This window comes from Curtobacterium sp. PsM8 (assembly GCF_030433875.1).
In the GTDB taxonomy this organism is placed as follows: domain Bacteria; phylum Actinomycetota; class Actinomycetes; order Actinomycetales; family Microbacteriaceae; genus Curtobacterium.
In genome coordinates, this window is sequence record NZ_JARUXD010000020.1 from 21,760 (window position 1) to 46,457 (window position 24,698).

Genomic DNA, 24,698 nt, shown 5'->3' on the forward strand with positions numbered 1-24,698 from the left:
TCAGCGAGCCGTCGAGTCCTGGAACCAGACGAGCGACGCGGTCTGCTCGGTCGTCGCCGGGCGCAGCCCGAGCGTCTGCGAGGAGGCCGCGAGCACGGTCGCATCGGTGCGGAGGGCCTGCTGCTGCCGGAAGTCCAGCGCCGGACCGGCGATGCCGTCGGACGAGCCGAGACGCAACGTCGACAGCGAGTCCGCCACCTTCGACGGCTCGACACTGCGGGCAGCACCGACGGCGCGGACGAGCGCGACGACCGCGTCGTGACTGCGCGAGTCAGCGGCCCACGCGACCGCGCTGAACGGCTGGTCGGCGGTGAGGTTCTGCGCGTCCGCGTCGTCGGCCAAGACCCGGACCCCGCCGAGGAACGCGGACATCGAGCGGCCCTGCGCATCCGACGTCAGGGCGCGTGCGTCGTCCGTCGCGACCCCGGTCGAGACGAAGGTGCCCGACAGACTGCCGTTCGCACCGGCGAGGGCGGTGCCGAACGCCGGGCTCGTCGCGTCCGGGGTGAGCACGACCGGGACGGTGACGTCGGCGGACTGGAGGGCAGCGACGAACGCCCCCTGCCGTGCGGCGGGACCGCTCACCACGACCGCGTCGGAGTCGGGCTTCGTGGTCTCGGAGTCCGTCGGTGCGGCGGTGGCGTTCGACGTCGCGGTCGTCGGGGTGGCACCGGTCCGCTCGGCCACGGTCGTCGCGAGCGCAGCGTCGTCGGCCGAGTCGGCGGCGTCCATCACGTGGGCGAACCGGATGCCGGACGGTGCGCCGCCACCCAGGTCCACGAGGAGCGGGGAGTCGGCGCCGCGGATCGCGCGCTGCATCGCTGCGCTCACCGAGCTCCGGGACGGCGCGGTCGACCAGGACCCGTCACCGCCCTCCGCGTACGGGAGCACCACGGGGACGCCGGCATCGGACGCCGCGTCGAGCGCGCCCGAGACGTGCGCGCCGGACGAGGCGACGACGATCCCGGCCACGCCGCTGTCGACGAGCTGCTGGACGGCACGCTTCGCCCCGCTCGCACTGCCACCGTCGTTGCGGGTGACGAGTTCGACGTCGGTCCCACCGAGGGTCAGGCGCTTCGCCGCCACCAGGGCGCCCTGCGCGGCTTCGTCCCACTCGGACCCCTCGCCGTCGCCGAGCGTCACGACGACGCCGATCTTCGTGCCGTCGGGCACGTGGGCGACCCGGATCGGCACCGGGATCGTCGCCGGCACGGCTTCGGCCGCCGGGGTGTTCCGGTCGATCACGAAGACCACGACGGCCAGGACCACCGCGATGACGAGCACCGCCAGGGCCACGATGACGAGGGGCTGCCGCGGGCCGCGGGCGTCCTGCGTGTCCTCGGCGGCCTGGTGCGTCATCGTGCGGCTCCGATGCTGAAGGCGTACAGCGTGGTGGAGGTCGCGCCCTTCGGCACGTCCATCCGGAACGCGGGCAGGGCGGTTGCGGCGTCGAGCGAGGCGCGGAACTGCTCCTGCTGCAGCAGGATGCCGGCCACGTCCTCGGCTCGGACGTTGGCGTACCCGGCAGCGTTCTGCGAGGCCAGGGCCAGCTGGTAGTCGGCGGAGTCGGACTTCGCCGCGCTCGTCGCCATCGCGCCGAGGATGCCGGACCCGTTGACCTTCCGGTCGCCGAGGTCGAGCATCACGCGGTTGAGGTCGCCGGTGAGGAGCGTGCTCGCGCCCTCGACGTCACGGGTGGAGGCCGTGGTGCTCGCGTCGATCTGGGCGAGGCTCTGCTTCGTCTGGGCGTCGAGCGCACTCGCCAGGGCGGTGTTCTCGCGCTCGAGCTTGCCCTTCTGGCCGTCGATCGTGCCCTTCGCGCCGGCCGTCACGTCCTTCGAGGTGGAGCGGAGGCCGGCGACGGACTGGTCGAACGCCTTGATGACGGCCGCGTTGCTCGTGGTGGCCTGCGCTGAGACGTCGCGGACCTGCTGGTCGATGAGGGCGTCGATCTTCTTCGAGGTCTCGGCGTCTGCGTCAGCGAAGGCGTCCTTGACCTTCTGTGCGAGCGCGTCCTGGTCGGCCTTCAGGTTGTCCAGCTTGAGCTTGACGTCGTCGCCCGCGGTGTTGGCCGCTGCAGACGCGTCCTTGAGGCGCTGCAGGGCTCCGGTGACGGTCCCCTGTCCGGAGTTGAAACTGTTCTGGACCGCGACGCGGGCGTCGTCGACCTGCTCGAGCGTCTCGTTGAGGGAGTTCACTGCGCGGCCGATCGGCGTCGTCTGGTCGTCGACGTCGGTCAGGAGGAGCACGTTGTCCCAGCGGGTCGTCTGGTCGGCGAGTCGCTGCTCCATCGTCTGGCCGTAGAGCGCCGGCGGCGTGAGCTTTCGTCCGTCGCCCTCGTCGACACACGGCGTCGTGGTCAGGTACGAGCGGAGTTCGTCCGCCTGCTGCTCCGTCAGGCCCGGGAGCGTCGGCAACGTCGGCAGGACGCCGCCGTCGTCGGACTCGGAGGGAGCGATCATCTGGCAGATCCGCTGCGCGAGTGCGGCGTTCTGCGCCTGCATCGAACGGGAGAGCCCGGAGTCACCGACGCTCCCGATGACGTCACGAGCACCGTCTGCCTGACTGTGGACCGCTCGGAGGCGATCGGTGATCGGCTGGACACCACTCCGTGCCGCCGCGATCCGGTCCTGGAGGGTCTGCAGCGCGACACGGGTGCCGTCGGCCCCTTCACCCGAGTTCTGCGAGAGCTCTGCGAGGATCTGGTCGATCCCCGCCAGCTGCCCGTCGAGCTTGCCGTAGCTGGCGATCGCGTCGTCTGCGAGCTGCGGGCGGAGGCTCTCGGCCAGGGAGTCACCCGTGGCGACGAGACCGGTGAGCGCCTGCGTGATCGTCGTCGAGGATGCGAAGAGCGCACACGTCAGCGACGACTTGTTCGCCGGCACCGCACAGTTCGTCGCGTCCGGCTTCTCCGGCCCGACCGACGACGCCAGCTGCGCGCTGACCTGCTGCTTGCAGGCCTCGCTCGCATCCGCGTACCCGGCGAGCTGAGCGGACACGCGCAGCAGGTTGCCGTAGACGCTGGCGCCACCGGTCGCCTGCCGCGGTTCCGCCGCGCAGCCGTTGCCGTCGATCGCCGGGGTCGGCGCGGTCGCAGATGTGTCACCGAGGAGCGCGTCGAGGCTGCCGGTGGTCTCCTGCAGCTGCTGCAGGACCGTGGACTGGGTGCCGCTCACCGTGGACCCGAGGTCGCCCTTGAGCGAGCCGAGCTGCCCCGACAGCGACTTCATCGTGCTGGCCAACGACGAGCTGCTCTCCTTGAGCCGCTCGGCCGTCCGGACACCGAGGGTCGCGGAGGTCGTCTCGAGGTTCGATCGGACCTCGGTGATCGTGCTGCCGGCGCGCGCCAGGACCTCGTTGACCTGGGAGATGAGGTCGATCGTCCGCCGCTGCAGTGCCAGCTCGGAGTCGGTGTCGGACCCGAAGGCCGCGTTCACCACGCCGGTCGAGGAGAGGTCCGTCGAGATGCCCGGCTGCGCGGCCATGTCGAACGACGGTGCTGCGAAGTCGTCGACGTTCGCGACGAGGTGCAGGGTCGTGCTGGCGCCCGACGTCGGCGGAGCGAGCAGCCGTCCCCACTGCACGACCGCGTCGCCGTCGCCGTTGGCGCTCACGACACCGTCCGTCGCGGTGGCGTCGTCGGACGTGTCGGTGACGATCTTGCTCGGCTTCGTGCCGGGCAGGACGGTCGACGCCGCGATGCTGAAGGGAGCGCCGACGAGAGCCGGCGTCGTCCGGGAGGCGCCCGCCACGTCGTACGTGAGGTTGCGGGACCGCACGGTCAGGTTCTCGACGGTCAGGTCGATCTCGACCCGTCCGGAGTAGCCCGCCAGGTCCGCGAGGTCGGTACCGCTCTTCTTGGCGGTCGTGTACTGGGTCGTCACGCGGAGCGGCAGGTCGGTGGCGGCCTTCGCGGTGTCGTGCTCGGTGACCGACGACGACGAGCCGTCCTTGCCGACCGAGATCGCGGTGTCGGAGATCGCGGTGATCGACCCGTCCGCCCCGAGCTTCGTGTCGACCGTCTGCAGCACGCGCGACGGCTTCTCGACCGTCTGGTCCGACGAGGTGCACCCCGAGAGCACCAGCGCAGCAGCACCCGCCACCGCGACCACGGCGAGCGCGCGGCCGTTCCTCGTTCGTACCCCTGGATGCAGCATGCGCAACGACATTGACGACCGTCCCCCTCAAGAACCGACAAGCGTCTCGATCTTAGCCGGGCAACGTACCGCCCGGGTTCCGTTCTCCACAGGCTCGGGACTCCCCCGTTCGGGCCACGTCGGGTAACCGACGACGCTCCCGGGTCCCTCACCGTTGCCAACGCGTCCCGGATGGGAGGCACCCTGGATCAGGGTTGCTCGCGGAACCCGAAGACGACCACTCGCTCACGCACACCGACGAGGACTTCGCGGAAACGGATCGAAGCTGCGCCGATCTCGAAACGGGTCCGTCCTCCTGCTTCGAGCCGAGCAGCGATTGCGTCCTTGTTCTCAGCCGTGACCCCTCGCCGGAGCACGAGCGGTCCGCACTCCTTGGTCGAGATCTCGACCTGGTCGAACGACGATCCGATCCCCTTGCCCGAGGAGCTCGATCCGACGTCTCCCTCGGCGGCTGTGACGGTGCACGCGACGGAGATCACGTGGGACCGGTCGTAGGCATGCAACGCGTACGATCCGCCGAGGACCAGCACCGTGACCAGAGCCATCGCGACCAGGATCACGACGACGAGGACTCCGCCTCGTCGTCGTTCGGGCTCCGCGTCAGATCCGGCTGCGGTACTCACGACGCGCTCAGTCATGCCGCACCTTCCATGATGACCTTCGACAGATCATGCGGGTCGGTACCCGAGCAGTTCCGGAGATGCGCCGAACACTCGCAGCAGACTCCGCAGCGTCAAGGATCCGTCGCCGACCTCGAGGTCGTACCTGGTTCCGCTCTTGAAGCTCGATGCGACGTCACGGCTGTTGTCCTTCGTGACTCCCTCACGCAGGACGAACTTGCCACACTCGCGTGACTCGATGACGACCTGCGGTGTCGATGCGCCGACGCCCTTCGCCGAGCGCGAAGATCCGGTGCTCGCTTTCGCGGAAGAGACCACGCATACCAACTGCAGGCGGTGTGCGTCGTCGTAGGACCGGAGCACCGTGGGCCCGGCGAGGAAGAACGAACTCACGAAGACGATGACGAAGGCCCACAGCACGAACAACACCCATGCCGTGGACTTCGACATCTTGCGCTTCACGCCAGGCATCATGATCGCCGATCTCGCGCAGCTCGCAAGCGGAGGAACCGCAAGTGACCGCCGAGCACCGCGCTTCCGAAGGCGCTCGCGATGAAACTCGGGAAGAGGGTCAGCCATGTCCCACCGATCTGACGACTGGTGAAGATCACGGCGAGCATCAGTATCACGAGCACCGGCGACCCGACGCTCGCCGGGCAGAGACAGAAGACTCCGCCGATGATCAACAGCCCAGCAGCGGTGCCGATGAGAGCGATGGGCAGAACCCCCGCAACTCGGTCTCCGACAGAGACGACGGGGAAGAGGACTCCCATGATCACCCCTGCGACGGAGACCACCAGGGCGATCGGTTGCTGAGCCGTACCTCGATCAGTTGTCGACTTCATCGAGCACCTCCTGTTTTGGACTGGCATCGGACTTCGATGGCCCCACGGTCCTCACCATCGCCCTCAGGCGGAAGAACTCGAGCAGACCACGAATCGCGATGGAACCCTTGCCCACTGAAAAGGTCTGAACAGACCCACTCCGGAAGCGATCCGCGACCTGGTCACCATTCGTGAGAGTGACCCCGTCAACGTAGACGAACCTTCCACAGCTGGTGTCAAGCAGCACTTCGGCGCCGGATGTGCCGATCCCACCCGTGGAACGGGACGATGTCTTGTTCATCTCCGATGACCGAATGGTGCATCGCAACTTGATCAAGTGCGCAGCATCGTAGGACTTCAGCAGAGCGGGTCCACCCACGAAGAAGCTGACCGGGAGCACAATGAGGGCGAACAGCATGATCACGGCCACGAAGCGATCGAAAAGGATTCGACGGCGCCCGCGCGGATGACCACCGAGCGTTTTTGCAACTGTCTCGTTCATGTCTCTCCCCTCGCGATCGTCTGACGTGCCTGTGGCGTTCGTGCGGGTATCAGATCGGTTCAGTTCCCGCCGTCGGCACGCACGGCGGTGACGTCGGGAGCCACGCCAACAGCTTGGAACAACCCGCGGAGGCGTGCGGAACCTTCACCGATCTGAAAGTCATAACGCTCACCTCGGACGACCTCAGCAGCTCTTTTCTCCGCTACCTCAGCAGTGAGCCCTCGGCTCAACACGAGGTTGCCGCAATCCGGCGACCGGTACTCCACCTGGGGCAACGATGTACCTCGCCCCTTCAGCGACCGAGTTGAAGCCGAGCCAGCGTAGGCGGCCGTCACCTTGCAACTGATCGTCGTTATGTGCGCCTTGTCGTACCTGGTGAGAATCTCGGGCCCGATCAGAAACAAGAACAGCACGATCGCGAAGAGCGCCAATACGAGCAGCGACGCCACCCACTGCACCGACCTCGAATACTTTCGTTCGCTGCCACCGATCACACGGTCACCCTGCAATTCGGTAACTCACGACCTCTGGTCGCACCCGAAGAAACCCGAGCATCCCACGCAGATCAAAAGACCCTGCTCCGACGACGAATTCCCAGTCGCCTGGCTTCAGCGAAGCGGCGACACGATCGCGGTTCTCGTCAGTTATTCCACGCTGGATCGTCAGAACGCCGCAGTTCCTGGTCGTGACGTCGACCTGGGGAATGGTCGTACTCGACAGGTTCGTCGATGAAACTGACACCGACGTCGCTTCAGCCGAAAACACCTCACAAGTGAGCATCTTCGGATGCGAACGGTCATACGCCCTGAGTGTGATCGGACCGAACACGAACATTGAAAGGATGACGGCAACGGAGAGTAGCCAGAGAGAAGTGACGATGGTGGCTTTGCGCTTCGACATCCGGGGCCCATCACCGCGGGCAAGGCTGTGACTCATAACTTCAACTCATCCTCGGGGAATGGCATGCATCGATCCGCGCGGCCCCTTGGTACCCGAGATGAAACCGCCCGCGAAGGTGGTCGCAGCATGGTCAAAGCTCCCTCCATTTTCGTTCGGCTTGAAGCCCTGGTTCACGACTGCCCTAGCACCGCTCAAAACATGGTCGGTCAAAGTTGATGCAACCGTCGGGAGACCAGGCAGCACGTTCACCGCCGGCAGCTGGCGGATCATCGGACTCACGACTGTAGAAGCGGTACTCGCGACTGCTCCAGTGGCAAATCCGACTCCCAAGGCTTGTCCCAGTCCTGCTACGTTCTTGTTGTCATTAGTCGTGTCGAGCAAGTAACCCAAACCATTTGCGGCCGATCCCTGCACTCCTGTCGCAACCGCTGCCCGCCCTGTCCCTCCCATCGCTCGGACCGCTACCTTCCGCAGGACCGGAGACGCCGCCCGAGCCACTTGCGGCCCGATGAACGCCTCGACCTTGGGTGCAAATTGCTTCAGTGCGCCGGCAAGTCCACCTCCCAACGCTCCAGTCACTCCACCGATGAGAGCAGCCACGCCCACCTTCCCCCAGTCGACCTTCCCGTCGTTCCGCTTCTGCTGCCAAGCGGACACCCCTCCACTCAGAAGGGCACCCCCAGCGATGAGGGCGAGCGGCCCAAGCGGTGTGAACATCGTCGCGACGGTCAACCCAACGCCAAATGCGACTGCAACTCCAGCGATGAAATCGGAATGGTCATCTGCGATGGACTTGAGCGTCCCGATCGCCCCCTGGTGCGCATCCCGGTACGCCTGCAGGTCCTTGTCCGTCGCCGGCCGCAGCCCCAGCGGGTCGATCGCGTGCAGCGGGTCGTTCCCCGCGTAGGAGTACGGGTTCCCCGCCCAGCCCGCGCCGACGATCGGCGCCAGCGGGTCCGTCGACAGGAACCCCTTGGCCACCGGGTCGTACACCCGGGCCCCGAGCCACTCCATGCCGCCGATGCTCAGGCTCCCACCCGGGGTCAGCCCGATGCCCGCCGGCAGCTCCGGTCGGCCGGCAGCCCCGACCGTCGACGCCAGGAGCGCCCACGGATCGGCCGCGTCGGTGGCCCGTTCTCCGCGCCACCCCGATGCCGTCCAGTCGCCGTCGAGGGCGACGATGCCGCCTGGCAGCTCCAGGACAGGCGTCGCCCCGACGGAGGTCAGGGACGGCACACCCGCGGCGGTGTCCCACCAGACCTCGGCCCCGCCCGCCTCGGCGACCTCGCCCAGGGCGTCGGTCCAGACCTCGATCCGGCCGGTCTCACCGTAGGACGCGTCTCGCTCGACGACGCCGGCCAGGAAGCCGAGGTCCGACCACGCGTACTCGGTGGTGGACCCGTCGGGAGCAGTCCGTCGGACGCGCCGCCCCAGCCCGTCGTGGACGTACTCGGTCCGGGAACCGTCTGCCGTGGTGGTGACGAGCAGCTGCCCGGCAGCGTCGTACTCGTGCCGTTGTCCGGCGCCGTCGACGGTCTCGGCGACGAGACGCCCGCCCGCGTCGTACTGCCAGGTGCGTCCAGAGCTGCTGTCGTCGAGGGCGCTGTCGTCGAGGGCACTGACGAGTTGCGCCGCGGCGTCGTGACCGTAGACGACGCGGCCGTCGGATCCGGCGATCGCGCTGATGCGGTCGTCCTCGTCGCGTTCGATCCGGGTCGTCGTGCTGCCGTTCGGCGTGGTCACGGTGTGCTCCACGAGCGACCCGCGCTCGTACGACCATGACTGGATGACGTCACCGGTCGACGCCTGGACGATGCGGCCCAGCGCGTCCGGGGTGAAGACGGCGGGGGTGAGGCCGTCGCGCTCCACGGCGACGATCCGACCCAGGACATCCCGGCGCCACCTCGTGCGTCGCCCGTCGGGGTCCGTGCGCGCCGTGCGGCGTCCGTCGGCGTCGTACTGCCACGACGTCGCCCGGCCACCGCGGCTGCGCCGGACGAGCAGACCGCGTCGGTCGAAGCAGAGTTCGTGCTCGGTGTCGAGCCCGGGGCCGCGGGTGTGGTCAGTGACGACGACCGCTCGGCGAGCGGTGTCGTACGCCGTGTCCGCGACGACCGTTCCGTCGACCGAGAGCTGCTCCTCACGCCCCGCCGCGTCGTACGTCCACCGGAGCACGTGGCCGTCCGGGTCGGTCTGCTCGGTCCGGCGGCCGGCGGCGTCGTACCGCGCGGTCGTGCTCCGGCCGAGCGGGTCGGTGATCCCGGTCAACCGGCCGGACCGGTCGTACGCGTACCGGGTGACCCCGCCGAGCGGGTCGGTCGAGCCGACCAGGTGCCCGTCGGCGTCGTACGTGTAGGTCGTGACCCCGCCCAGGCCGTTCTCGGCCTCGACGAGCTGACCGGCGGCGTCGTAGCGGAACCGACGTCGGCCGTGACGGGTGTCGTGGACGGAGACGAGCCTCCCGGCCGTGTCCCAGCGCCAGCGGGAGGTGCCCTCGCCCGGCGTGGTGCGCGCGACCACGCGCCCGACGACGTCGTACTCGGTGCGCTCGACGTCGCCCGTGGGCAGGGTCCGCGCGATGACGCGCGACTCGGCGTCGTAGGTGACCGTCGTGCGGTTCCCGAGAGCGTCGACGGCAGCCGCCGGACGACCGCAGGCGTCGTACTCGTAGGTGGTCCGCTGACCGCTCGGTGTGACGATCGCGATGATCCGACCAGCCAGGTCCCGCTCGAGGCGGGTGAGCCCGCCCTCGCCGTCGACCAGCTCGACCGGCCGACCACAGGCGTCGTACGTGACGAGCTCGGATCCGGTCTCGTCGGAGGTGACCTCGACGGGGCGCCCGAACTCGTCCGAACGGACGGTCGTCGTCGCGAACGCATCCGCGAGGGTGGCGATGCCGGTCGCCGGGTCGTCGGAGAACTCACGCCGGACGCCGGTGGGATCGGTCACCGCGCGCAGGTCGCCGTTGACCCCGTACTCCCGCCGCCAGACGGCGCCGGTCGGGTCGACGACGGACTGGAGGCGCGACAAGGCGTCGTGCGCGAAGGTCCAGGACGCGCCGCTCGGCAGGGTGACCTGCAGCGGGTTGCCCTGGTCGTCGTACGTCCGGCGCGTCGTCCGACCGAGTGCATCGGTCGTGGCGGCGAGTTCGCCGTCGGCGCCCCAGGCGAGGGCGGTCCGCGCTCCGGTCGGGTCGGTGACGGCGCTGACGCGCCCGCCGACGGTGTACTCAGCCGTCCAGGTCGCACCGTCGGGGTCCCGGCGGGCGATGACCTGCCCTGCCGCGTCGTGGCGGTACTCGGTGCGGGCACCGGTCGGGCTGACCGAGGCGACGGCGCGGCCGGCGTCGTCCCGCTCGATCCGTGCGGTGTCACCGACCGCGTTGGTGACCGCGACGAGCTCACCGGCTGCGTCGTGGCCGAGGTCGAGGGTGACGCCCGTGGGGTCGACGACGCGGACGAGCAGGCCGTGCTGCCAGCGCAGTTCGGTGCGGCCACCCATCGGGTCGGTGACGACGGCCGGGTCGCGCTCGTCGCCGTCGTACTCGTACGTGACGACGCTGCCGCTCTCGGTGACGACCGTGGTGACCCGGTCGGCGTCGTCGTACCCGTAGGTCAGGTCGCCGCCGGTCGGCGTCACCGTCCGGATGCGTCGACCCCGCCCGTCGTAGGCGTGCACGGTGACCGAACCGTCGCGTTCCGTCGCGGACACGAGGTTGCCGTGCGGGTCGTAGCTCATCGACTGCCGACGGTCGTCGGAGTCGATGACCCCGACCAGGCGTCCCTTCGGGTCGGCGATCCAGCTGTTCGACCGCGTGCCGTCGTGGTCGGACACCACCGTGACCCGACCGGGCAGGTAGGCGAAGCGGACCCGTCGACCGTGGGGGCTGATCTGCTGGACGACGCGACGGTGCGCGTCGTAGGTGTTGTCGACCTCGAGCACGCCGTCCGCACTCGTGACCGTCACGACGAGGTCGTCGTCGTCCCAGCCGTACGTCCTCGTCCCGAGCACCGTGGTCGCCGACAGCAGTCGTCCCCGGGCGTCGTACCCGTACTCGACCCGGCGTCCGTCGGAGGCACGCAGCAGGGCCACACGGCCGTCGACGTACTCGACGTCCATGGAGCGTCCGCGTTCGTGTCGCAGCCGCAGGACGGCATCGTCGGCGTCCCGTTCCACATGGACGGCGGTGCCCGGTCCGGCGCTCTCACCGAGCCAGAGTCCGGCCGGCGTGAAGTCGATGCGGCCGCCCTCGTTGTCCCGCACGACCAGCAGATCGTCCTCTGCGGCGAGCCACCGGTCCTCGCCGACGCCACGTGCCCATCCGCTGCCAGCGCGGGGGAAGCGGATGAGCCGGCCGTCGGCGCCGACGAAGGACGCCCCCTCGTCGTCGAGGAGCAGCCGGGTGTCGAGGACGGACGCCCAACCGGGCCCGAAGAGCCCGGCCCGCCGGTCGAGGGAGTTGTACATGCGCGTGAACCGGAGCGATGCGGACGCACCGTCGTGTGCGAGGTCGAGCTCCGGCTCGAGGAAGTTGCCGGTCGTCGTGTTCACCGGGTCCATCGAGTACCCCGTCGTCGGCTGTGCGCCGTACGCCGTGGGCGGATCGATCTGCAGGTCGGTCCGCTTGGCGGACACTCCCGCTGCCTGGAGCGCTGCCCCGAGCGCGGCGTCCGAGACCGTGGAGACCGAGCCCTCGCCCCCGGCGGCGGCGAAGGCATCGGCGATGGTCGTCGCCCACGCGACGTCCTGGTCGTTGGCGGCGAGCCACCGTTCGAACCCGGCGACCAGCCCGTCAGCGTTGATCGTGCCCCACGAGCACTGGGATGCGAAGTCAGCCAGCTTGCCGCGGAGCAGCGCGGGCCTGCCCGACAACTCGGTGTTCAGTGTCGTCGAACCGGTGGCGAACGACCGGAGGTCCTCGGGCTTGGCCGACGACGTGCCGGCTCCCCCGCCTCCGGCGCCCGGCGACGGCGTCTGCCGTGGCTTCGGTTGGACGTCGGCCGGACCGAAGGGAGGCGCGGGCTTGTTCTCGATGTCGGGCGGGTTCCCGGTGCCGAAGGTGTCGTCCCACCACTTCTCGAAGCCGTTGCGGTCGGCCTGCTGTTCCTGCCACTCGCGCGCCTTGCGGCGGCGTTCGCGCTCTTCCGCGGCGGCCGCTTTCATCTTGTCGACCCAGCCCGCCACGGTGCGCATCATGTCCGAGATGGTGGAGCCGTCGCTCTTCGCGATGCTCGCGTCCTCGGTGAACAGGTCCGAGAAGTGGCCGCGGAACTCCTGCGATGCCGTCGACACGTACGACTGACGGCTGCCGACCTGCCCGTTGATCGCACTGGCTGCGTCGCGCATTGCACTGCCGAGCGCATCAGCGGTGGCGTCGTCGAACTCGATCGGATCGGTGTTGGCGTGCAGCTGGTCAGCCATGCTGGTTCGTCCCCCCGGAGAGATGGTGCTGGTCGTGATGGTCGACGAGCCCCCGCAGCGGATCCCCCTGGAGGCCGTGACCTCGACCAAGATACCGATTCGTCCACCCGCTCGGCGCTGCCTGTGGACACCCGCACCGTCCTCCACAGCACCGCCCGTTCACCCGCTGTCTCCACAGGCGCTACCCGGGCAGCCCCCGGTGCAGGGCGCTGGTGGCAGGATGTCGCCATGGACACCGAACCGCAGCTCGACGGCGACTCCGTCGCGAACGACCTCGACGACTTCGACGAGGTCGTGGAGATCGAGCACGAGTCGCTGCCCTCCGACCGCTACTTCGACCGCGAACTGAGCTGGCTCCGTTTCAACCAGCGCGTGCTCGAGCTCGGAGAGGACCGGACGCAGCCGCTGCTCGAGCGCGCGAACTTCCTGGCGATCTTCGCCTCGAACCTCGACGAGTTCTTCATGGTCCGCGTCGCCGGCCTGAAGCGCCGCATCGACACCGGCATCGCCGTCCCGACCAACGTCGGCCGTGCGCCCAGCGACGTCCTGCGCGACATCGCGATGAAGGCGCACGAGCTGCAGGAACGCCACGCCAAGGCGTTCATCGGGTCGCTGAAGCCCGACCTCGACGCCGCCGGCATCCACGTCGAGCACTGGTCCGACCTCGGTGAAGACGACCGTCTGCGGATGCGCGAGTACTTCTCGGAGCAGATCTTCCCGGTGCTCATGCCCCTGGCGGTCGACCCGGCGCACCCGTTCCCGTACATCTCCGGTCTGTCGCTGAACCTGGCTGTCCGGGTGCGGAACCCGAAGTCCCAGCGCCAAGAGTTCGCGCGCCTCAAGGTGCCGCAGAACTACCCGCGCTTCATCAAGCTGCCGGACGACAACTCCGGCCGCCTGCGCTTCATCCCGCTCGAGGACCTGATCGCGAACCACCTCCCCGACCTGTTCCCGGGGATGGAGGTGCTGGAGCACCACGTGTTCCGCATCACCCGCAACGAAGACGTCGAGATCGAAGAGGACGAGGCCGAGAACCTCATCCAGGCGCTGGAGCGCGAACTGCTCCGCCGCCGGTTCGGACCGCCGATCCGGCTCGAGATCACGGAGGACATGGACCCGGTGACCCTCGACCTGCTGGTCCGCGAACTCGACATCACCGAGCAGGAGGTCTACCGCCTGCCGTCGCCGCTCGACCTCGGCGGACTGTTCGAACTGGCGAAGCTGCCCCGCCCGGACCTGCACTACCCGCGTCACGTACCGACGACCCCGGTGCAGTTCCAGCCGGGCGAGCCGAACACGAAGCCCGACCTGTTCCGCGCGATCGCCGCTCGTGACGTCCTGGTCCACCACCCGTACGAGTCCTTCGCGACGAGTGTGCAGGCGTTCCTCGAGCAGGCCGCCGCCGACCCGAACGTGCTGGCGATCAAGCAGACGCTGTACCGCACCTCCGGCGACTCCCCCATCGTGGAAGCGCTGATCGACGCGGCCGCGGCGGGCAAGCAGGTCCTGGCCCTCGTCGAGATCAAGGCGCGCTTCGACGAGCAGAACAACATCACGTGGGCGCGCAAGCTCGAGAAGGCCGGCGTGCACGTCGTCTACGGCCTGGTCGGGCTGAAGACGCACTCGAAGCTGGTGCTCGTCATCCGGCAAGAGGGTGGCACGCTCAAGCACTACAGCCACATCGGTACGGGCAACTACAACCCGAAGACCTCGCGCATCTACGAGGACATGGGGCTGTTCACCTCGGACGACACGGTCGGCAAGGACCTGACCCGTCTGTTCAACGAGCTGTCCGGGTACGCGATCGAGAAGAAGTTCAAGCGCCTCCTGGTCGCGCCGCTGCACCTCCGCAAGGGCCTGGTGAAGCGCATCCAGACGGAAGCGGAGAACGCCCGCGCCGGCAAGCCCTCGGGCATCCGCATCAAGGTCAACTCGATGGTCGACGAACAGATCATCGACGCCCTGTACCTGGCGAGCCAGGCCGGGGTGCCGGTCGACATCTGGGTCCGCGGCATCTGCTCGCTGAAGCCGGGGCTCGAAGGCGTGAGCGAGACGATCCGGGTCCGCAGTGTGGTCGGGCGGTACCTCGAGCACTCCCGGACGTTCGCGTTCCACAACGACGGCGACCCCGCGGTCTTCATCGGCAGCGCCGACATGATGCACCGCAACCTCGACCGCCGCGTCGAGGCCCTCGTCCGCCTCACCACTCCGGCGCACATCACCGAGGTGCAGGAGATGTTCGACCTGGCGATGGCCGAGACGACCAGCTCGTGGCACCTCGAGTCCGACGGCGAGTGGAGCCGCCACTCGACCGACGACGACGGACGCCCGCTCGCTGACGTGCAGAATGTCCTCATGCGGACCATCTCGGCACGGAAGCGTTCCACTCGGTGAGCGGTGGGCAGTCGGGCCCGGTCCTCGCGGCCGGCGCCGTGGTGTGGCGTGACCAGGACGGCGAACCGCTCGTCCTCCTGATCCACCGCGAGCACCACAAGGACGTCTCGTTCCCCAAGGGCAAGGTGGACCCTGGCGAGAGCATCCCCGAGGCCGCCGTCCGTGAGATCGACGAGGAGACCGGGTACCGCGTGCACCTCGGCGCCCCCCTCGGTCTGGCCGAGTACGTGCTGCCGAGCGGTCGCGACAAGGTCGTGCACTACTGGTCTGCCCGGGTGTCCCGGAAAGAGGCCGAGCGCGCGGGAGCGTTCCGCCCGAACGACGAGGTCGCCGCCGTCGAGTGGGTGTCGATCGACGACGCCCGAGCACGTCTGACCTACGAACGGGACGTCGCGATCCTCGACCGGTTCGCCGAACGTGCCGCCGCGAACGAACACGACACGTTCGCCCTGATCGCCCTCCGGCACGCGAAGACCGTCCCCGGCTCGGACTGGGACGGTCCCGACGCCACCCGGCCCCTCCTGCCCCTCGGTCGCGCCCAGGCGAAGGCAGCCGCTGCCCCGGTCGCGGCGTTCGGCCCGAAGAAGATCGTCAGCAGCACCGCGGCCCGGTGCCTGGCGACCGTGGAACCCCTGTCGGCGCGGACGAAGGTCGGGGTGTCAGACACCCCGGACATCTCCCAGGACGCCCACGAGCGGGGGACCGCAGACGTCAAGGGCGTCGTGCGGAAGCGCCTCGACAAGGCGAAGACCGCGGTGCTCTGCTCGCACGGTCCGGTCCTGCCCGACATCGTCGCGCGGATCGCCACCGACACCGCCGACGACACGACGGCGTTCGACCTGCGGCGTGCCGCCATGCTCTCGGTCGGAGAGTTCGCGGTGATGCACATCGCCGGGCGCAAACTCGTGGCCGTCGAGACGCACCGCAACTCCGTCAGCGTCTGACGCCGCGCCACAGCAACACCGGCAGCGCAACAGCGCAGCGCAACAGCGCGGCACAGCAGCGCCGGAGCGACACCACGACGCAACACCGCGGCGCAGCCCCGCCCAGTGGGCAGCGTGCCCCGATCCTGCTCCTGCGCCCTCCCCGGTGTCCGGCGACCCGCACCGAGTGAACGTCGCGTTCACCTCCCGTTCACCGGGGAGCGTCATCCCGGTCACCTCTCGTCCCTACAGTCACTCCCGGGTCAGCACCGGCCCGGGGACCACACAGCGGTCCCACTGCACTTACATTCCCGAAGGGACCCCTGTGAACATCAAGCGAATCGGCTCGATCGCGGCAATCGCGATCGCCGGCGCCGTCGTGCTCTCCTCCTGCGCGGCGAACGAGGATGCTGGCAACGGCGGCAACTCGTCGTCGCCCGCCGCCTCCTCGGGTGTCGACTACTCGAAGCTCTCCGGCACGCTCACCGGCTCCGGCTCCTCCGCACAGCAGACCGCCGAGGCGACCTGGGCCTCCGGCTTCCAGGGTCAGGCCTCCGGCGTCACCGTGAACTACTCGCCCGACGGTTCGGGCGCTGGCCGCAAGAACTTCATCTCGGGTGCCGCGGACTTCGCCGGCTCCGACGCGGCCCTGTCCGAGGACGAGCTCGGCGGCACGTTCGCCGCGTGCGCCGCGGACTCGAAGGCCATCGACATCCCGGTCTACATCTCCCCGATCGCGATCGCCTACAAGGTCGACGGCGTCTCGGACCTCACGCTGGACGCCAAGTCCATCGCGGGCATCTTCTCCGGCAAGATCAAGAAGTGGAACGACTCGGAGATCGCGTCGCTCAACGACGGCGTGAAGCTGCCGGATGCCGACATCACCGTCGTGCACCGTTCCGACGACTCCGGCACGACCGAGAACTTCTCCGAGTACCTGTCGGAGAACGCGGGCGACGCCTGGGGCAAGGAGCCGAGCCAGACCTTCCCGTTCCAGGTCGGTGACGCGGCGGCGAAGACCTCCGGTGTGGCCTCGGCCATGCAGGGCGCCTCGAACGCCATCACCTACATCGACGACTCGGGCGCCGGTGACCTCGACAAGGCCAAGCTCATGGTCGGCGACAAGGCCACCGAGATCTCGGCCGAGGGTGCTGCGAAGGTCGTCGCCGACTCCGACGTCGCGTCCGGTCGCGAGACCAACGACCTCGCCATCCAGATCGACCGTAAGGACACGGCCGAGAATGCCTGGCCGCTGGTGCTCGTCTCCTACGCCATCGCGTGCCAGGAGTACAAGGACAGCGCCAAGGCCGACCTCGTGAAGGCGTACCTCGGGTACGTCGTCTCGGCGGACGCGCAGAAGGCCGCGGCGACGGAGGCCAAGTCGGCCGCCCTGTCGTCCGACCTGGGCGAGAAGGCCGCCGCGGCGGTCAAGTCCATCAAGTAAGTCCGCAAGCGCCCGGACGCCGGTCCCACCCACCTGACCGGCGTCCGGGCTCTCGCCCGTCGTGACGCGAGTCGCCGGAGCGAGCTGCCGGAACCGGCGGCCTCCCGCACCGGTCACGGCCCTGACGCTCCACCTCTCCCCCGAACCCCTCGCGCTCACCCGGCGCGATCCTCCGACAGGAGCCCCATGACGACCGCACCGGTCCGAGACCAGGACATCGCCACCCCGTCCAAGCCGAAGGCCGTCGTCCGCATCGGCGACCGGGTGTTCTCCGCCGCCTCCGTCGCAGCCGGCAGCCTGATCCTCTTCGTCCTCGTCCTCGTCGCGGCGTTCCTCGTCTGGCAGAGCATCCCGGCCTTCAACGCCGAAGCGGGCACCCTGCCGAACAGCGCTGCGAACTTCTGGACGTACGTCGGCCCGCTGGTCTTCGGCACGGTCTGGTCCGCGTTCCTCGCGCTGATCATGGCGGTCCCGCTCGCGATCGGCATCGCGCTCTTCATCTCGCACTACGCACCGCGTCGTCTGGCACCCGTCCTGGGCTACGTCATCGACCTGCTGGCCGCGGTGCCGTCGGTCGTCTACGGCCTCTGGGGCATCGTCGTCCTGGCCCGTTTGGTGAAGCCGCTCTACGCGTTCCTCAACGAGCACTTCGGCTGGATCCCGCTGTTCTCCGGTCCGCTGTCCGGCACGGGTCGCACGATCCTCACCGCGTCCATCGTCCTCGCGGTGATGGCCATCCCGATCATGACCGCGGTCATGCGCGAGATCTTCCTGCAGGCGCCGACCCTCAACGAGGAAGCGGCCCTGGCCCTCGGCGCGACGCGCTGGGAGATGATCCGGATGTCGGTCCTGCCGTTCGCGAAGTCCGGCATCGTGTCGGCGATCATGCTCGGCCTCGGTCGTGCGCTCGGCGAGACGATGGCGATCGCGCTGGTGCTGTCCGTGTCGACGAACATCACCTTCCAGCTCCTCACCCCGCTGAACCCGTCGACCATCGCGGCGAACATCGCCCTGCAGTTCGCCGAGGCCTCCGGGACGGCCCTGAACGCGCTCATCGCGTCCGGCCTGATCCTCTTCGTCATCACCCTGGTCATCAACATGCTCGCGCGGTACATCGTCCGCAAGCGAGTGTCCTGACGGGAAAGGTCGCACCCCGATGTCCCTCGCACTCCGTCAGCCCACCGGCAACGTCTTCGCCAACGGCAAGCTCCACAAGTCCGTCCCGTGGCTGCTGCTCCTCGGCAGCTGGGTCGCCCTCGCCCTGGTCTTCGCCCTGCTCAACGCGGGCGGCGCCACGAAGGACTTCAACGTCGTCGCCGCGGTGTTCCTCGGCACGGTCCTGTTCGACGTCCTCATCGTCGTGGTCTCCCGCATCGTCGAGGGTGGTCGCAAGGCGGTCGACCGGCTGATCACGTCGCTGGTCATCACCGCCTTCGTGATCGCGGTCCTGCCGCTGGTGTCGCTCCTCTGGACGGTCCTGGCCGACGGCCTGGCACGCTTCGACGCGCAGTTCTTCTCGTACTCGATGCGCGGGGTCATCTCCGAGGGCGGCGGCGCGGTGCACGCGCTGATCGGCACGCTCGAGATCACCCTGTTCGCGGCGCTCATCAGCGTCCCGATCGGTCTGCTCACCTCGATCTACCTGGTCGAGTACGGCACCGGCATCCTCGCCCGGGGCATCACCTTCTTCGTGGACGTGATGACCGGCATCCCCTCGATCGTCGCCGGTCTGTTCGCCTACTCGCTGTTCGCGCTGTTCCTCGGCCCGGGTGCCCGCTTCGGTCTGGTCGGTTCGGTCGCCCTCGCGGTGCTGATGATCCCGATCGTCGTGCGCTCCACCGAAGAGGTCCTGAAGATCGTGCCGATGGAGCTCCGCGAGGCCTCGTACGCCCTGGGGGTGCCGAAGTGGCTGACGATCGTCAAGGTCGTCCTGCCCACGAGCCTCGCCGGCATCACGACGGGTGTCATGCTCTCGATCGCCCGTGTCATCGGTGAGACCGCTCCGCTGCTGGTCACCGCCGGGTTCACGTCGAGCATGAACTACGACCTGTTCAAGGACCCGATGATGACGCTGCCGGTGTTCGCGTACACGCAGTACTCGCAGCAGGGCGCCAACCCGGTGCCGTTCGTCGACCGGGCCTGGACCGCGGCGCTGCTCCTCATCCTCATCGTGATGCTGCTCAACCTGCTGGCTCGCTTCATCACCCGTCTCTTCGCGCCCAAGCTCCCCCGCTAGCCTCCCCCGCCAGCGCGACAGCAACCCGACGACCACCCAACCCAGAAGGATCCACGTGTCCAAGCGCATCGAGGTCGACGGCCTCAACGTCTTCTACTCGAAGTTCAAGGCGGTCGAGGGCGTCGACATGACGATCGAGCCCCGCACCGTCACCGCCTTCATCGGTCCGTCCGGCTGCGGCAAGTCGACGTTCCTCCGCACGCTGAACCGCATGCACGAGGTCATCCCCGGCGCCTACGTCGAGGGGTCCGTCAAGATCGACGGCGACGACCTGTACGCCCCGGGCGTCGACCCGGTGATCGTCCGCCGCCAGGTCGGCATGGTCTTCCAGCGTCCGAACCCGTTCCCGACGATGTCCATCAAGGACAACGTGCTGGCCGGTGTGAAGCTCAACAACAAGCGCGTCTCGCGCTCCGAGGCCGACGACATCGTCGAGCGGTCGCTGCAGGGCGCGAACCTGTGGAACGAGGTCAAGGACCGTCTCGAGAAGCCCGGCATGGGCCTCTCCGGTGGTCAGCAGCAGCGTCTCTGCATCGCCCGTGCGATCGCGGTCCAGCCGGACGTGCTGCTCATGGACGAGCCGTGCTCCGCACTCGACCCGATCTCGACGCTCGCCATCGAGGACCTCATCGAGGAGCTGAAGAAGGAGTTCACGATCGTCATCGTGACCCACAACATGCAGCAGGCCTCGCGCGTCAGTGACAAGACCGCGTTCTTCAACATCGCGGGCACGGGCCAGCCGGGCCACCTCATCGAGTACGACGACACCGCGACGATCTTCTCGAACCCGTCCGTCAAGTCGACCGAGGACTACGTCTCGGGTCGCTTCGGGTGATCGACGCCACGGCCGTCTGCTGACGGTCCGGCCGGGAGGCCCGGTGCACGTCCGCCACGGACGGCACCGGGCCTCCTGCATTGCGTCCACGACCGCCCCGCCGCCGGACCCGACGAGGCCGACCGGACCCGACGAGGCCGACCGGACCCGACGAGGCCGACCGCACACGACGAGCCACCGGCCCCGACGAGACTGCCCCGCACACGACGACGCCCCCGTGACCGATGTGGTCACGGGGGCGTCGTCCTGAACCGTCAGGGGCCGGTCACGCCTCGGACGTGGGGACGGCGACGACCGGCTTGGTCGTGGGCTGCTTCGAGCCCCCGGCCGGCTCGACCGTGATGCCGATCATGTCGCCGGTGCCCATGGTGCCGCGGAGGACGGCCGAGCGGACGCCACCGTCGACGTCGTCCATCAGGCCGGCTGCCGTGATCGTGCCGCCGGACTCCGGCGAACCGATGTACCAGAGCTCGTACGTCTTGTCCTTCGGCGCCGCACTGACACCGTCGAGGATGACCGCGGACCGCTGCAGCTGCCCGGACCACACGACGGTGGCGGTGCCGCCGCCCTTGACCTTGGCGGTGCTGCGCTGGAAGTCCGGGGCCGCGTAGATCTGGTCGAGACCGGAGGCGGCCTGCGTGGTCGCCGGCGCTCCCCCGTCGTCCTGCAGCAGCGTGCCACCGACGCCGAAACCGACGCTGAGGAGCACGACGGCGCCGGCCGCAGCCATGCTGAGCATCGCGGCGGGACGCTGGAACCAGCGGGCCCGAGCGGTCGACGCGGCGCGACCCGGGGCGGACCGCAGGTCGGTGACCGGTGTGGCGGACGTGACGTCCGGGGCGGACGCGTGGCGGGCCTCCCGGTCGGGTTCCGGCGTGACGCGGGAGTCGTCCAGGGCGGGCAGCTGCGGCGTCGTCTGGATCTTCGCCAGCAGCGAGGTCCTGAGGGACGCGGACGGCTCGATCGGCGACACCGCGAAGGCGAGGGCCAGTGCGGTCTCGCGCAGGGAGTCGGACTCGCGCTGCAGCTCCGGGGAGTCGGACAGCGCCCGCTCGACGGAGGCACGCTCGTCGTCGGTCAGTGCGTTCAACGCGTGCGAGCCGGTCATCAGCTCGGGGTCGTCGTGACGGTCGGTCATGACGTCACCCCCATCTCGTCGCGGAGTCGGATCATCCCGTCGCGGAGACGGGTCTTGACGGTGCCGATCGGCACCCCGAGCTTCTCAGCCATCTCGCTGTGCGAGAACCCGCCGTAGTAGGCGAGCTGCACGGCCTGACGCTGGAACTCGGTGAGGCGGGACAGTGCCCGGCTGACCCGTTCGTGTTCGAGTCGGATCTCGACGGACTCGGACACCGAGTCGAAGTCGGTCTCGAAGTCGCGGATGCCGATCTTGGTGTCGCGGTCACGGGAGGACTGCGACGCCCGGACCCGGTCGACCGCTCGGCGGTGCGCCATCGTGAGGACCCAGCTGGCGGCACTGCCGCGGGCCTGGTCGAAGCGGGTGGCCTGCTGCCAGACCTCGAGGAAGACCTCTTGTGTGACCTCTTCCGACTGGGCGCGGTCCTTGAGGAGCCGCGTCACGAGTCCGAGGACCCGACCGGAGAGTTCGTCGTACAGGTCGGCGAAGGCAGCCTGGTCGCCGGTCGCGACCCGACTGAGCAGGTCGTCCGCCGACACCGGCTCCGGCGCGGCGGGAGTCCAACCATCCATGTCGCCTTCCACGAGAGTGAGCATTGCAGGTTTTCCTCCTTCCCGTGTGTACGGCGTCCACCGCGCGCTCTGGACAGAGCGCTCGGCGACTGCGGTCGCGGTGGTCATCAGCTGGTCCCGTTCGGATCGGGTCGCGGCAGCGGTCGCTGCGCGGATGGTGCCGGTCGGTGTGACGAGGTCCCCGGACGACCCACAGGGAATTGACCCGCGAGCGGGCCCGGGTCGTCCGGGGACCTCGTGTGGGACGTCTTGCGACTCCCACGGTGATGATTCGGCACCGTCGCCCCGTCGGATTGGGTCGGGGCGGAAATGCGTGAGGAACGCTTCGGATCGAGGTGGGTCGCTGTCGGACCGAGGTGGGCCGCTGCCGGACCGAGGTGGGTCGACGGTGTGGGCCGGGACGCGCCTCCCGGCCGGTCGCTCCGCGCGCGACGGCGCGCCCGGGGGCCGGATCTGTCCACCGAGAGTGAACACCTGGGGACGACGCGGCAGACGTCTCGTACACTTGGAGATGCCGGGCCGCAGCAAGCCCCGGGCTCCAATATTCGCCGCTTCGAGCGGCCTCGCGCCGAGAGGCGCTTTCTGCGGCCCGGTCTTCTCATGTCCGGATCCGGACGGTTCCCGCGCCACGGCCGGGAGGCGCGTCAGCGGTCCGCCCGTCGGCTCACCGTCGTGGGTGGCTGCGTCTGTGTCGGGCTGTGCCCGCCCTGTCCGTGTCGGGCCGTGCCCGCCGCGCCGTCCGCGTCAGTCGAGGCTCTCGCGACGCCACAGCGCCGCCGCGGCCGACAGGTCCTCGGCCAGCTCCGCCAGCCGGAGGGCGCGCGTCGTCAGCGCCGAGGCACGCTCCGCGGCCGAGACGTCGGCGTCGTCCGCCACCGAGGTCGCGCCCGCCGCCGTCAGCCGCGCGAACGCCGCTCCGCGCTCGAGCGCCACCGCGAAGTCCCCCGTGTAGAGGCCGTGCAGGATCCGGTCCGACAGGGTCAGGATCTCCGCCGGCCCCGTCGGTTCCTCGGCACCCGCGACCGCCTGGTCGATCGTGCCGATCAGCTCCGTGCCCCGCTCGAAGAGGTACGCGATCTCCTCCGGGTTCTGCCGGATCACGGTGCGGACCAGGTAGATGCGCCACAGCGCCCCGGGCAGGGTGTGCGGACCCACGCGGGCCCAGAGCTCCGCGATCGCCTCGATGCCGTGCACGTCCGTGTAGGTGACCAGGCGCTCGACGACGGCCGGGTCCGGGTCCGCGCGCACCCGGTGCAGCAGGGCGTTGGCGGTGTCGTGGGCGACGCGGTTGACCAGCGCCGGGTCCTCACCACCCTGGAGGGCAGCGAACTCGGCATCGGTGAACTGGACGGGACGGTGGTGTTCGCGAGGCACCGCGACAGTGTAGGCGCTGCTCTCCCGATACCCTTGGGGGCGAGGGCCTCTAGCTCAGTTGGTAGAGCACCGGACTTTTAATCCGAGGGTCGTGGGTTCGAGCCCCACGGGGCCCACCTCTGGTCAGACCGCCCTTCAAGATGACGAGTGTTCGGTTCCGGCCCGCGCCCTCGTAAGATCGAGGCATGCGCGATCGCCCAGCGGGTCGGATCGGTTCGCTCGACGGCCTGCGTGGTGTCGCTGCGGCCGTCGTCCTGATCCACCACTCACTGCTGACGATCCCGTCGTTCGCGAACGGCAACCTCCACCTGCCCGTCCCGGAGAGCCGGTCCTGGCTGGTGTACACACCGCTGCACGTCTTCTGGGCCGGTGGCGAGGCGGTCTTCGTCTTCTTCGTCCTCAGCGGGTTCGTGCTCACGCTGCCGGCCCTCCGTCGCACCCAGGACTGGATCGCGTACTTCCCCGCACGACTCGTCCGGCTCTACGTCCCGGTGGTGGCCTCGGTCCTCGTCGCGCTCGTCCTGTTCCTCGTCGTCCCTCGAACGGGCGACCCGGGCGAGTCCGCCTGGGTGGCCCGGCACGCGGACACGCTCAGCCTGCACGGGCTCGTCGGGGACCTGACGCTGCTCTCGCCGACCCGGATGAACAGCCCGCTCTGGTCGCTCACGTGGGAGGTCGCCTTCTCGCTCCTCCTGCCGCTGTTCGTCTCGATCGCTGCCGTCACGCGCCGGCACTGGTGGATCACGGCGCTCGTCGCGGCGCTCCTGTCGACAGCCGGGCACCCGCTCCGCCTGCAGTGGCTGACGTACCTGTCGATGTTCCTGGTCGGCTCGGCCGTGGCCGCGGGCTGGGAGCGCATCCCGCAGGTCCGGCGGCTGGTCGGTTGGGTGCTGCTCGTGGCGAGCGTGCTCGGGCTGACCTGCGGGTGGTGGTACCCGCGGGAGGCCCCCGGCGCGCTGTTCGGATCGACGGTGATCCTGCTCTCCGCCGCCGTGCTGGTCGTGCTCGCGGGCAAGTGGCTCCCCGCCGAGCGCGTGCTGCTCGGCTCGGTCCCGCGGACGCTCGGCCGGATCTCCTTCAGTCTGTACCTGGTCCACGAGCCGATCGCCGTCAGCATCGCGGAGCTGGTACCGGACGCACACCCGTGGATCGCCCCGCTCCTGACGATCCCGCTCGCACTCGTCGCGGCGGTGTTCTTCGCCCGGTTCGTCGAACTGCCGGCACACCGTCTGGCGAAGCAGGTCTCCCGGCGTCTCTCCGGTGATCCCTCGGCCGCTCGCGGACGACGTGCCGCCGGGGTGGCCGAGGCCACGGGCACCTCCGGCGGGCACCGGACACCCACACCGACGGATCCGTAG

The 24,698-nt window shown here is 69.2% G+C and carries 19 protein-coding genes and 1 tRNA gene; 8 read left to right on the top strand and 12 right to left on the bottom strand.

Annotated elements, in window-relative coordinates; all coding sequences use genetic code 11:
* From QCD68_RS06785 to QCD68_RS06825, 9 genes are all read right to left on the bottom strand, one after another.
* Positions 1-1,359, bottom strand: coding sequence for a hypothetical protein (locus QCD68_RS06785; RefSeq protein WP_301222481.1), 1,359 nt, complete (start codon positions 1,357-1,359; stop codon positions 1-3).
* On the bottom strand, positions 1,356-4,169 hold the full coding sequence (locus QCD68_RS06790; protein ID WP_301222482.1) for a hypothetical protein: 2,814 nt from the start codon (positions 4,167-4,169) through the stop codon (positions 1,356-1,358). Before QCD68_RS06790 ends, QCD68_RS06785 begins: the two co-directional genes overlap by 4 nt.
* Before the next feature lie 176 nt (positions 4,170-4,345).
* Positions 4,346-4,795: a hypothetical protein gene (locus QCD68_RS06795; protein ID WP_301222483.1), complete on the bottom strand. Its 450-nt coding sequence runs from the start codon at positions 4,793-4,795 to the stop codon at positions 4,346-4,348.
* Positions 4,796-4,825: 30 nt separating this feature from the next.
* Positions 4,826-5,239 carry a hypothetical protein gene (locus QCD68_RS06800; protein WP_290156189.1) on the bottom strand — a complete coding sequence of 138 codons (414 nt, stop codon included), beginning with the start codon at positions 5,237-5,239 and terminating at the stop codon, positions 4,826-4,828.
* An 8-nt stretch (positions 5,240-5,247) separates the two neighbouring features.
* Positions 5,248-5,622, bottom strand: coding sequence for a hypothetical protein (locus QCD68_RS06805; protein ID WP_301222484.1), 375 nt, complete (start codon positions 5,620-5,622; stop codon positions 5,248-5,250).
* On the bottom strand, positions 5,606-6,103 hold the full coding sequence (locus QCD68_RS06810) for a hypothetical protein (protein WP_301222485.1): 498 nt from the start codon (positions 6,101-6,103) through the stop codon (positions 5,606-5,608). The genes QCD68_RS06805 and QCD68_RS06810 overlap by 17 nt, the downstream gene beginning before the upstream one ends.
* Positions 6,104-6,162: 59 nt before the next feature.
* Entirely contained in the window at positions 6,163-6,597 is a 435-nt protein-coding gene (locus tag QCD68_RS06815; protein WP_301222486.1) for a hypothetical protein, read from the bottom strand.
* A gap of 4 nt (positions 6,598-6,601) precedes the next feature.
* Positions 6,602-7,003 (bottom strand): hypothetical protein, encoded by a 402-nt coding sequence (locus QCD68_RS06820; protein WP_301222487.1) that lies wholly within the window; start codon positions 7,001-7,003, stop codon positions 6,602-6,604.
* 45 nt (positions 7,004-7,048) lie between these two features.
* Positions 7,049-12,424 (bottom strand): DUF6531 domain-containing protein, encoded by a 5,376-nt coding sequence (locus tag QCD68_RS06825; protein WP_301222488.1) that lies wholly within the window; start codon positions 12,422-12,424, stop codon positions 7,049-7,051.
* Between the two features lie 228 nt (positions 12,425-12,652).
* Here QCD68_RS06825 and QCD68_RS06830 point away from each other — a divergent pair, with 228 nt between their 5' ends.
* The 6 genes from QCD68_RS06830 to pstB all read left to right on the top strand — a co-directional run bounded on the left by QCD68_RS06830 (position 12,653) and on the right by pstB (position 20,256).
* A complete protein-coding gene (locus QCD68_RS06830) occupies positions 12,653-14,818 on the top strand; it encodes an RNA degradosome polyphosphate kinase (RefSeq protein WP_111073826.1) in 2,166 nt (721 codons plus the stop codon).
* Entirely contained in the window at positions 14,815-15,762 is a 948-nt protein-coding gene (locus QCD68_RS06835) for an NUDIX hydrolase (protein WP_221851235.1), read from the top strand. Before QCD68_RS06830 ends, QCD68_RS06835 begins: the two co-directional genes overlap by 4 nt.
* 304 nt (positions 15,763-16,066) lie before the next feature.
* Positions 16,067-17,185 (top strand): phosphate ABC transporter substrate-binding protein PstS, encoded by a 1,119-nt coding sequence (locus tag QCD68_RS06840; RefSeq protein ID WP_301222489.1) that lies wholly within the window; start codon positions 16,067-16,069, stop codon positions 17,183-17,185.
* Positions 17,186-17,371: 186 nt separating this feature from the next.
* Positions 17,372-18,322 (top strand): phosphate ABC transporter permease subunit PstC, encoded by a 951-nt coding sequence (gene pstC / locus QCD68_RS06845; protein ID WP_111073829.1) that lies wholly within the window; start codon positions 17,372-17,374, stop codon positions 18,320-18,322.
* Positions 18,323-18,341: 19 nt separating this feature from the next.
* Positions 18,342-19,421: a phosphate ABC transporter permease PstA gene (pstA, locus tag QCD68_RS06850; protein WP_111073830.1), complete on the top strand. Its 1,080-nt coding sequence runs from the start codon at positions 18,342-18,344 to the stop codon at positions 19,419-19,421.
* 55 nt (positions 19,422-19,476) lie between these two features.
* Positions 19,477-20,256: a phosphate ABC transporter ATP-binding protein PstB gene (gene pstB / locus QCD68_RS06855; RefSeq protein ID WP_111073831.1), complete on the top strand. Its 780-nt coding sequence runs from the start codon at positions 19,477-19,479 to the stop codon at positions 20,254-20,256.
* A 265-nt stretch (positions 20,257-20,521) separates the two neighbouring features.
* Here the strand turns inward: pstB and QCD68_RS06860 are convergent, their stop codons facing one another.
* From QCD68_RS06860 to QCD68_RS06870, 3 genes are all read right to left on the bottom strand, one after another.
* A complete protein-coding gene (locus tag QCD68_RS06860) occupies positions 20,522-21,394 on the bottom strand; it encodes an anti-sigma factor (RefSeq protein ID WP_301222490.1) in 873 nt (290 codons plus the stop codon).
* Positions 21,391-21,990, bottom strand: a complete 600-nt coding sequence (sigK, locus tag QCD68_RS06865; RefSeq protein ID WP_111073833.1) for an ECF RNA polymerase sigma factor SigK — start codon at positions 21,988-21,990, stop codon at positions 21,391-21,393. The genes QCD68_RS06860 and sigK overlap by 4 nt, the downstream gene beginning before the upstream one ends.
* 720 nt (positions 21,991-22,710) lie before the next feature.
* A complete protein-coding gene (locus tag QCD68_RS06870) occupies positions 22,711-23,340 on the bottom strand; it encodes a DNA-directed RNA polymerase subunit beta (protein ID WP_301222491.1) in 630 nt (209 codons plus the stop codon).
* 43 nt (positions 23,341-23,383) lie between these two features.
* Here QCD68_RS06870 and QCD68_RS06875 point away from each other — a divergent pair.
* Both QCD68_RS06875 and QCD68_RS06880 read left to right on the top strand, forming a co-directional pair.
* Positions 23,384-23,456, top strand: a tRNA-Lys gene (locus QCD68_RS06875).
* A 69-nt stretch (positions 23,457-23,525) separates the two neighbouring features.
* Complete coding sequence (locus QCD68_RS06880; protein WP_301222492.1) at positions 23,526-24,698, top strand: acyltransferase family protein; 1,173 nt, start codon at positions 23,526-23,528, stop codon at positions 24,696-24,698.

Excerpts from the sequence above, each read along its gene's own strand:
- QCD68_RS06785 (WP_301222481.1), bottom strand. The coding sequence starts at position 1,359 with ATGACGCACCAGGCCGCCGAGGACACGCAGGACGCCCGCGGCCCGCGG.
- QCD68_RS06790 (WP_301222482.1), bottom strand. The coding sequence starts at position 4,169 with ATGTCGTTGCGCATGCTGCATCCAGGGGTACGAACGAGGAACGGCCGC.
- QCD68_RS06795 (WP_301222483.1), bottom strand. The coding sequence starts at position 4,795 with ATGACTGAGCGCGTCGTGAGTACCGCAGCCGGATCTGACGCGGAGCCC.
- QCD68_RS06805 (WP_301222484.1), bottom strand. The coding sequence starts at position 5,622 with ATGAAGTCGACAACTGATCGAGGTACGGCTCAGCAACCGATCGCCCTG.
- QCD68_RS06810 (WP_301222485.1), bottom strand. The coding sequence starts at position 6,103 with ATGAACGAGACAGTTGCAAAAACGCTCGGTGGTCATCCGCGCGGGCGC.
- QCD68_RS06820 (WP_301222487.1), bottom strand. The coding sequence starts at position 7,003 with ATGTCGAAGCGCAAAGCCACCATCGTCACTTCTCTCTGGCTACTCTCC.
- QCD68_RS06825 (WP_301222488.1), bottom strand. The coding sequence starts at position 12,424 with ATGGCTGACCAGCTGCACGCCAACACCGATCCGATCGAGTTCGACGAC.
- QCD68_RS06830 (WP_111073826.1), top strand. The coding sequence starts at position 12,653 with ATGGACACCGAACCGCAGCTCGACGGCGACTCCGTCGCGAACGACCTC.
- pstC (WP_111073829.1), top strand. The coding sequence starts at position 17,372 with ATGACGACCGCACCGGTCCGAGACCAGGACATCGCCACCCCGTCCAAG.
- pstA (WP_111073830.1), top strand. The coding sequence starts at position 18,342 with ATGTCCCTCGCACTCCGTCAGCCCACCGGCAACGTCTTCGCCAACGGC.
- QCD68_RS06860 (WP_301222490.1), bottom strand. The coding sequence starts at position 21,394 with ATGACCGACCGTCACGACGACCCCGAGCTGATGACCGGCTCGCACGCG.
- sigK (WP_111073833.1), bottom strand. The coding sequence starts at position 21,990 with ATGCTCACTCTCGTGGAAGGCGACATGGATGGTTGGACTCCCGCCGCG.
- QCD68_RS06880 (WP_301222492.1), top strand. The coding sequence starts at position 23,526 with ATGCGCGATCGCCCAGCGGGTCGGATCGGTTCGCTCGACGGCCTGCGT.